8 protein-coding genes are annotated in these 7,501 nt (G+C 71.5%); 7 read left to right on the top strand and 1 reads right to left on the bottom strand.

What is annotated here, in order from left to right; genetic code table 11:
* Nucleotides 1-232 precede the first annotated feature (232 nt).
* Nucleotides 233-568, bottom strand: a complete 336-nt coding sequence (locus AB0J68_RS22630) for a hypothetical protein (protein ID WP_354860366.1) — start codon at nt 566-568, stop codon at nt 233-235.
* Nucleotides 569-778: 210 nt separating this feature from the next.
* Between AB0J68_RS22630 and rapZ the strand changes: the two genes are divergently transcribed.
* From rapZ to secG, 7 genes are all read left to right on the top strand, one after another.
* The gene (gene rapZ / locus AB0J68_RS22635) at nt 779-1,684 is read left to right on the top strand and encodes an RNase adapter RapZ (RefSeq protein WP_234588457.1); all 906 of its coding nucleotides are present in this window, start codon (nt 779-781) and stop codon (nt 1,682-1,684) included.
* Nucleotides 1,681-2,736: a 2-phospho-L-lactate transferase CofD family protein gene (locus AB0J68_RS22640; protein ID WP_354860368.1), complete on the top strand. Its 1,056-nt coding sequence runs from the start codon at nt 1,681-1,683 to the stop codon at nt 2,734-2,736. The genes rapZ and AB0J68_RS22640 overlap by 4 nt, the downstream gene beginning before the upstream one ends.
* A gap of 54 nt (nt 2,737-2,790) precedes the next feature.
* Entirely contained in the window at nt 2,791-3,771 is a 981-nt protein-coding gene (whiA, locus tag AB0J68_RS22645) for a DNA-binding protein WhiA (protein WP_354860370.1), read from the top strand.
* A gap of 261 nt (nt 3,772-4,032) precedes the next feature.
* The gene (gene gap, locus AB0J68_RS22650) at nt 4,033-5,037 is read left to right on the top strand and encodes a type I glyceraldehyde-3-phosphate dehydrogenase (RefSeq protein ID WP_354860371.1); all 1,005 of its coding nucleotides are present in this window, start codon (nt 4,033-4,035) and stop codon (nt 5,035-5,037) included.
* A complete protein-coding gene (locus AB0J68_RS22655; protein WP_354860373.1) occupies nt 5,034-6,257 on the top strand; it encodes a phosphoglycerate kinase in 1,224 nt (407 codons plus the stop codon). The genes gap and AB0J68_RS22655 overlap by 4 nt, the downstream gene beginning before the upstream one ends.
* Nucleotides 6,258-6,259: 2 nt before the next feature.
* Nucleotides 6,260-7,051, top strand: coding sequence for a triose-phosphate isomerase (gene tpiA / locus AB0J68_RS22660; protein WP_354860375.1), 792 nt, complete (start codon nt 6,260-6,262; stop codon nt 7,049-7,051).
* Nucleotides 7,052-7,146: 95 nt separating this feature from the next.
* A complete protein-coding gene (gene secG, locus AB0J68_RS22665) occupies nt 7,147-7,407 on the top strand; it encodes a preprotein translocase subunit SecG (protein ID WP_354860376.1) in 261 nt (86 codons plus the stop codon).
* The last annotated feature ends 94 nt before the right edge of the window (nt 7,408-7,501 follow it).

Genomic DNA, 7,501 nt, shown 5'->3' on the forward strand with positions numbered 1-7,501 from the left:
CAGCGACTTGCCGCCACCGGTGGGCATCAGCACCAGCGCGTCGCCACCGGCGACGACATGGTCGATGACCTGCTGCTGGAAGCCGCGGAAGGCGTCGTAGCCGAACACCCGGCGCAGCACCGGCAGCGCGTCCTCGGTACGCAGGTCGGTGGGGGAAGCCATTCGCGGAGTCTACGAGCCGACCCCGACACCGCTCGCCCGGCGCACCCGGGCACACCGGACGAGCGTGCGGTCAGCTGGGCCGGTTGGCCAGGCCGCGCGGCGGGGCCTTCATCCCGACGACGATGTCGACGATCTCGATGTAGCGGGCCTTGGCCCCCATCCGGAACGCGGTGGCCGCGGCGTTGATCTCCTCGAGGGTGTCGGCCTCCACCATCGTCACCTGGTCGTACTTCCCGTTGACCCCGGTGCAGACGACGTGGGTGAGCTGCTTGGCGAAGCGGCCCAGATCCCGGGCGTGCTCGGCGGAGACCTCGTGGATGCCCTCCCGGCCGAGGGCGAAATACTCCGGACTGATCCGCATGAACAGGAAACCGACGTACTTGTTCTTGTCCGCCAGATCGTGCATCGCACCCTCCCAGATGTCGGCCTTGACCTGCGGCGATCACGAGGAGCGTATAGATGATTACTGATCGTTATCAAGGGCGGAGGCTGTCGGGAGGGCGACCCGCGGTCCCGGGTGCGGACGCGCCCGACCCGACGCCGGCCGGCGGGATAGAGTCGCTGATTGACCAATCGCGGCCGATGGCGGCCGCGGCGCCACGGCTTGGGGGTACGGGTGAGCGAGGCGCACACAGCCGGTGACGGGCAGCCGGCGGCCGAGTCGGAGACCACCCTGGTGGTGGTCACCGGGCTGTCCGGTGGTGGTCGCAGCACCGTCGCCCGGGCGTTGGAGAACGTCGGCTACTACGTCGTGGACAACCTGCCACAGGCGCTCATGCTCGACATGGCCGAGCTGGCGTTCAAGGCCGGCGGCGCGGCCCGGCGTACGGCCATGGTCCTGGACGTGCGCTCGCGGGCCTTCTCCACCGACCTGGCCGGGGCGATCCGCGAGCTGAAGGAGCGGGGCTTCTCGCCGCGGGTGGTGTTCGTCGACGCCGACGACGAGGTGCTGATCCGGCGTTTCGAGAGCGTTCGGCGTTCGCACCCGTTGCAGGGCGACGGGCGGCTGGCCGACGGCATCGCCGTGGAGCGCGGGCTGTTGGAGGAGGCCCGCGACCAGGCCGACGTGATCATCGACACCAGCCACCTGAACGTCAACCAGCTGCGCCGGCGCATCGAGGAGCTGTTCGGCGGCGAGGACGCCCGCCGGCTGCGGGTCACCGTGCTGTCGTTCGGCTTCAAGTACGGCCTGCCGCCGGACGCCGACTTCGTGCTGGACGCCCGGTTCCTGCCCAACCCGTACTGGGTGCCGGAGCTGCGCGAGCACACCGGGCGGGAGGAGGCGGTCAGCGCGTACGTGCTGGGTCAGGAGGGCGCGGACGCCTTCGTCGCCTCGTACGCCGACCTGGTCAACGCCACCACCACCGGGTTCGAGCGGGAGGGCAAGCGGTACCTGACGGTCGCCGTGGGCTGCACCGGCGGCAAACACCGCAGCGTGGCCATCGCCGAGGAGCTGGCCGGTCGGCTGCGCCAGTCGGGGCTGGCCGCCAACGCGCAGCACCGCGACCTGGGGCGGGAATGACGGCGCGTCGGGTGGTCGCGTTCGGCGGAGGGCACGGGTTGTCCGCGTCGCTGCGTGCGCTGCGTCACTGCGCCCCCGAACTCGACCTGGACATCACCGCGGTGGTCACGGTCGGTGACGACGGCGGTTCCAGCGGCCGGCTGCGCGCCGAACGGGGCGGCCTGCCCCCGGGTGATCTGCGCCAGGCGCTGGTGGCGCTGGCCGGAGACCACCCCGCCACGCGACGCAGCGCCGGGCTGTTCCAGCACCGCTTCGCCGCCGTGCCGGCGCTCGGCGTACCCCCGGACGGCGGGACCGACGCGGACCCGGCGGCGGCGGGCGGCCCGGAGCCGCGCGGCGCGGACCCGACGGCGGCGCGCACCGACGGCCTGGCCGGGCACGCGGTGGGCAACCTGGTGCTCTGCGGTCTCATGGAGCTGCTCGGCGACCCGGTGGCCGCGCTGGAACACGCCGGGGCCATGCTCGGCACGGTCGGCCGGGTCCTGCCGATGTCGCGCCAGCCGGTCGGCATCGAGGCGCGGGTGCGCGGCGCCGACCCGAGCGCCCCCGACGAGGTGCGCACCGTACGCGGTCAGCACCAGGTGGCGGTCACCACCGGGCGGGTCGAGTCGCTGCGCCTCACCCCGGCCGCCCCGGCGGCCTGCGCCGAGGCCCTGGCGGCGATCGCTGCGGCGGACTGGTTGATCTTCGGGCCGGGCAGCTGGTACACGAGTGTGCTGCCGCACCTGCTGGTGCCGCAGCTGGCCGACGCGATCGTGTCCAGCTCGGCCCGGCGGCTGGTCACGCTGAACCTGGCCGCGGAGAAGGAGACCCTCGGCCTCTCGGTCGCCGACCATCTGGCGGCGTTGCGCTGGTACCTGCCCGAGCTCAAGGTTGATCTCGTGCTCGCGGACGCCAAGGCGGTGGGTGACCCTGAACCGGTCGAACGTGCGGCAGAATCGCTGGGTGCCCGCCTGGTCCTCGCCCCCGTCGCCGTCATCGACGGCACTCCCCGCCATGATCCGGCTGCCCTGGGCGCCGCGCTGGTGCCTGTCCTGGGCGCCGATCGTTAGACACGTACGTAATCTCCGGCGACACGCCGGAACAGGTCCGTGAGGGGACGCACAATGGCGATGACGGCTGCGGTCAAGGACGAGCTGAGTCGGGTCGACGTGCCCAAGCCCTGCTGTCGGCGGGCGGAGATGGCGGCGCTGCTGCGCTTCGCCGGCGGGCTGCACATCGTCTCCGGCCGGGTGGTGGTGGAGGCTGAGCTGGACACCGGCGCGGTGGCGCGTCGGTTGCGCCGGGAGATCGCCGAGGTCTACGGCTACCCCAGCGAGATCCACGTGCTGGCGTCCGGTGGGCTGCGCAAGGGCAGCCACTTCATCGTCCGCGTGGTCAAGGACGGTGAGGCGCTCGCACGGCAGACCGGCCTGCTGGACGTGCGCGGCCGGCCGGTGCGCGGGCTGCCTCCGCACGTGGTGGCGGCCAACGTCTGCTGCGCGGTCTCGGCATGGCGGGGCGCGTTCATGGCGCACGGCTCGCTCACCGAGCCCGGCCGCTCCAGCGCGCTGGAGATCACTTGCCCGGGGCCGGAGTCGGCGCTGGCGCTGGTCGGCGCGGCCCGGCGGATCGGCATCACCGCGAAGAACCGCGAGGTGCGCGGGGTGGACCGGGTGGTGGTCAAGGACGGCGACGCGATCGCGGCGCTGCTCACCCGCATCGGCGCGCACTCCAGCGTGCTGGCCTGGGAGGAGCGCCGGGTCCGCCGCGAGGTGCGGGCCACCGCCAACCGGCTGGCCAACTTCGACGACGCCAATCTGCGCCGCTCGGCGCGCGCCGCCGTCGCCGCCGCCGCCCGGGTGACCCGGGCGCTGGAGATCCTGGCCGAGGAGGCGCCCAACCACCTGACCGACGCCGGGCGGCTGCGCCTGGAGCACCGGCAGGCGTCGCTGGAGGAGTTGGGCGCGCTGGCCGAGCCTCCGCTGACCAAGGACGCCATCGCCGGACGGATCCGCCGTCTGCTGGCGCTGGCCGACAAGCGGGCCCGGGACCTCGGCATCCCGGATACCGAAGCGGCCGTCACGCCCGACATGCTCGTGGTCTGATAGGACGGTGGGGCCGTACGGTGCGCCGGGAGCACGACCCGGCGCGACGTGGTCTCACGCGCTCGGATAAGGTCGCTGAGTACGGCAAGGGGGCCGACACGGGCACTCCTCGTCGTGCTTACCGCCTCGGGCGGTCAGGTCCTCAGACCGCGGCGGGGTGCCGAGACGAACCGTCAACGGCCGGCTCCAACGGTCGGCGCACACCACTCCGCCGGCCCGTTGTCTGAAGCCGGCAGACCAGAACGCGAGGAGATGGGACCTGTGACCATCCGGGTTGGCATCAACGGCTTCGGCCGAATCGGCCGGAACTTCTTCCGGGCAGTGCTGGCGTCCGACGCCGACATCGAGGTCGTGGCGGTGAACGACCTGACCGACAACGGCACGCTCGCCCACCTGCTCAAGTACGACAGCATCCTCGGTCGCCTGCCGTTCGAGGTCAAGGCCACCGCCGACGAGATCACCGTCGGTGGCAAGACCATCAAGGCGTACGCCGAGAAGGACCCGGCGGCGCTGCCGTGGGGTGAGGTCGGCGCGGACGTCGTCATCGAGTCGACCGGCTTCTTCACCGACGCCACCAAGGCCAAGGCGCACGTCGACGGCGGCGCCAAGAAGGTCATCATCTCCGCTCCGGCGAAGAACGAGGACGTCACCGTCGTCATGGGTGTCAACCACGACACCTACGACCCGGCGAAGCACACCATCATCTCCAACGCCTCGTGCACCACCAACTGCCTCGCGCCGATGGCGAAGGTCCTGCACGACACGTTCGGCATCCAGCACGGTCTGATGACGACGATCCACGCGTACACCCAGGACCAGAACCTGCAGGACGCCCCGCACTCCGACCTGCGCCGCGCCCGGGCCGCCGCGCTGAACATCGTGCCGACCTCGACCGGTGCCGCGAAGGCCATCGGCCTGGTGCTGCCGGACCTGAAGGGCAAGCTCGACGGGTACGCGCTGCGGGTGCCGATCCCGACCGGCTCGGTCACCGACCTCACCGTCACCGTGGGTCGTGAGACCACCGTGGACGAGGTCAACGCCGCGCTGAAGGCCGCCGCGGACGGCCCGCTCAAGGGCATCCTCGTCTACAACGAGGACCCGATCGTCTCCACCGACATCGTCACCGACCCGGCGTCGTGCATCTTCGACGCGCCGCTGACCAAGGTCGTCGGCAACCAGGTCAAGGTCGTCGGCTGGTACGACAACGAGTGGGGCTACTCCAACCGCCTGGTCGACCTGGTCAAGCTGGTCGGTTCGTCGCTGTGAGCATCCGGACCCTCGACGACCTGCTCGCCGAGGGGGTGTCGGGTCGGCGCGTGCTGGTGCGCGCCGACCTGAACGTCCCGCTCGACAAGCAGACCGGTGCGATCACTGATGACGGACGCATCCGCGCGGTGCTGCCGACGCTCGGCGCGCTGGTCGAGGCCGGCGCGAAGGTGGTCGTCTGCTCGCACCTGGGCCGCCCGAAGGGCACGCCGGACCCGCAGTTCAGCCTGAGCCCGGTCGCCGGGCGGCTCGGTGAGCTGCTCGGCGCTCCGGTGCACTTCGCCACCGACACGGTCGGCGACTCGGCCCGCTCCACCGTCGCGGGCCTGGCCGACGGCCAGGTCGCCCTGCTGGAGAACCTGCGCTTCAACGCCGGTGAGACCAGCAAGGACGAGGCCGAGCGGGGCGCCTTCGCCGACCAGCTCGCCGCGTTCGGCGACGCGTACGTCGACGACGCGTTCGGCGCCGTGCACCGCAAGCACGCCAGCGTGTACGACGTGCCGGCGCGGCTGCCGCACGTGGCCGGCCGGCTGGTGCTGCGCGAGGTCGAGGTGCTCGGCAAGCTGGCCGGCGACCCGGAGCGCCCGTACGTGGTGGTGCTGGGCGGTTCCAAGGTCTCCGACAAGCTGGCGGTGATCGAGGCGCTGCTGCCGAAGGTCGACCGGCTGCTCATCGGCGGCGGGATGTGCTTCACCTTCCTCAAGGCCCAGGGCCACGAGGTGGGCACCTCGCTGCTGGAGGAGGAGATGGTGGAGACCTGCCGCAACCTCCTGGAGCGCTCCGAGGGCAAGATCATGCTGCCGGTCGACGTGGTGGCCGCGACCGCCTTCTCCCCGGACGCCGATCACGACGTCTTCCCGGCGGACGGCATCCCGAGCCACCGGATCGGGCTGGACATCGGCCCGGAAACGGTCGCCGGCTTCGCCGCCGCCCTGAAGACCTCCGCGTGTGGAGATCCCGGGAACGCGCGGACGATCTTCTGGAACGGGCCGATGGGCGTGTTCGAGATGGCGCCCTTCGCCGCGGGCACCCGGGGCGTCGCCGAGGCCATCGCCGATTCCGACGCGTTCAGCGTGGTCGGCGGCGGTGACTCGGCGGCCGCGATCCGGCTCCTCGGCCTGGATGAGAAGGCGTTCGGGCACATCTCCACCGGCGGTGGCGCCTCCCTGGAGTACCTGGAGGGCAAGACCCTCCCCGGCATCGCGGCCCTGGAGAACTGAGCATGGCGAGCACGACCCGCCGGCCGTTGATGGCCGGCAACTGGAAGATGAACCTCAACCACCTCGAGGCCAACCTGCTCGTGCAGAAGCTGGCCGCGAGCCTCACCGAGAAGCAGCTCACCGAGGTCGAGACGGTCGTGCTGCCGCCGTTCACCGCCCTGCGCACCGTGCAGACGGCGGTGGACGGCGACAAGCTGCTGATCGGCTACGGCGGGCAGGACCTCTCCCCGCACACGGCGGGCGCGTACACCGGGGACATCTCCGGCGTGATGCTCGCCAAGCTCGGCTGCACGTACGTGGTGGTCGGGCACTCCGAGCGGCGGGCCTACCACCACGAGGACGACGGGTTGGTCAACGCGAAGGTGAAGGCGGCGCTCACGCACGGCCTGACCCCGATCCTCTGCGTGGGGGAGGGGCTGGACATCCGCGAGCAGGGCACCCACGTGGCGCACTGCGCCGACCAGCTCGACGGGGGCCTCGCCGGGCTCACCGCCGAGCAGGTGCGCCAGGTCGTCATCGCGTACGAGCCGGTCTGGGCGATCGGCACCGGCAAGACCGCGACGCCCGAGGACGCCCAGGAGGTCTGCGGTGCGGTCCGCCAGCGGCTGGCGGAGCGCTTCGACGCCGAGACCGCCGACGCGGTTCGGATCCTCTACGGCGGGTCGGTCAAGGCGTCCAACGTCGCCTCGATCATGGCTCAGCCGGACGTGGACGGGGGCCTGGTGGGCGGCGCCAGCCTGGACGCGGAAGAATTCGCGCAGATCTGCCGGTTCCCCGAGCACATCGCTCGCTGATCGCTCGCTATCCTGGACACCGCCCGTCCACCGGCCGGTGCCACCGTGCCCGACCTGTCCGGGCGAGGATCGCTACGAGAGGACTCCCCCCAGCCATGCCGATCTGGTTCGCATACACGTTGATCGTGTTGCTGGTCATCACGAGCATCCTGCTCACCATGCTCATCCTGCTGCACCGCGGTAAGGGTGGCGGGTTGTCGAGCATGTTCGGCGGTGGCGTCAGCTCCAGCCTCGCCGGCTCCTCGGTGGCCGAGAAGAACCTGGACCGTTACACCGTTCTGGTGGGTGTCGTCTGGTTCGCGGCGATCGTCGGGCTGGGGCTCTGGCTCCGTCTCCAGTTGAACAGCGGCTCCTGAGCCGGCCTGAAGGACCCGAAGCGCCCGTCGGGCTCGTTCATCTTCGCCGGCCCGTCCGGTGTCGGTAAGACCGAGCTGTCCAAGGCGCTCGCCG

It is taken from the genome of Micromonospora sp. NPDC049580 (genome assembly GCF_040675595.1).
GTDB lineage: Bacteria > Actinomycetota > Actinomycetes > Mycobacteriales > Micromonosporaceae > Micromonospora.

Excerpts from the sequence above, each read along its gene's own strand:
- AB0J68_RS22630 (WP_354860366.1), bottom strand. The coding sequence starts at position 568 with ATGCACGATCTGGCGGACAAGAACAAGTACGTCGGTTTCCTGTTCATG.
- AB0J68_RS22640 (WP_354860368.1), top strand. The coding sequence starts at position 1,681 with ATGACGGCGCGTCGGGTGGTCGCGTTCGGCGGAGGGCACGGGTTGTCC.
- whiA (WP_354860370.1), top strand. The coding sequence starts at position 2,791 with ATGGCGATGACGGCTGCGGTCAAGGACGAGCTGAGTCGGGTCGACGTG.
- tpiA (WP_354860375.1), top strand. The coding sequence starts at position 6,260 with ATGGCGAGCACGACCCGCCGGCCGTTGATGGCCGGCAACTGGAAGATG.
- secG (WP_354860376.1), top strand. The coding sequence starts at position 7,147 with ATGCCGATCTGGTTCGCATACACGTTGATCGTGTTGCTGGTCATCACG.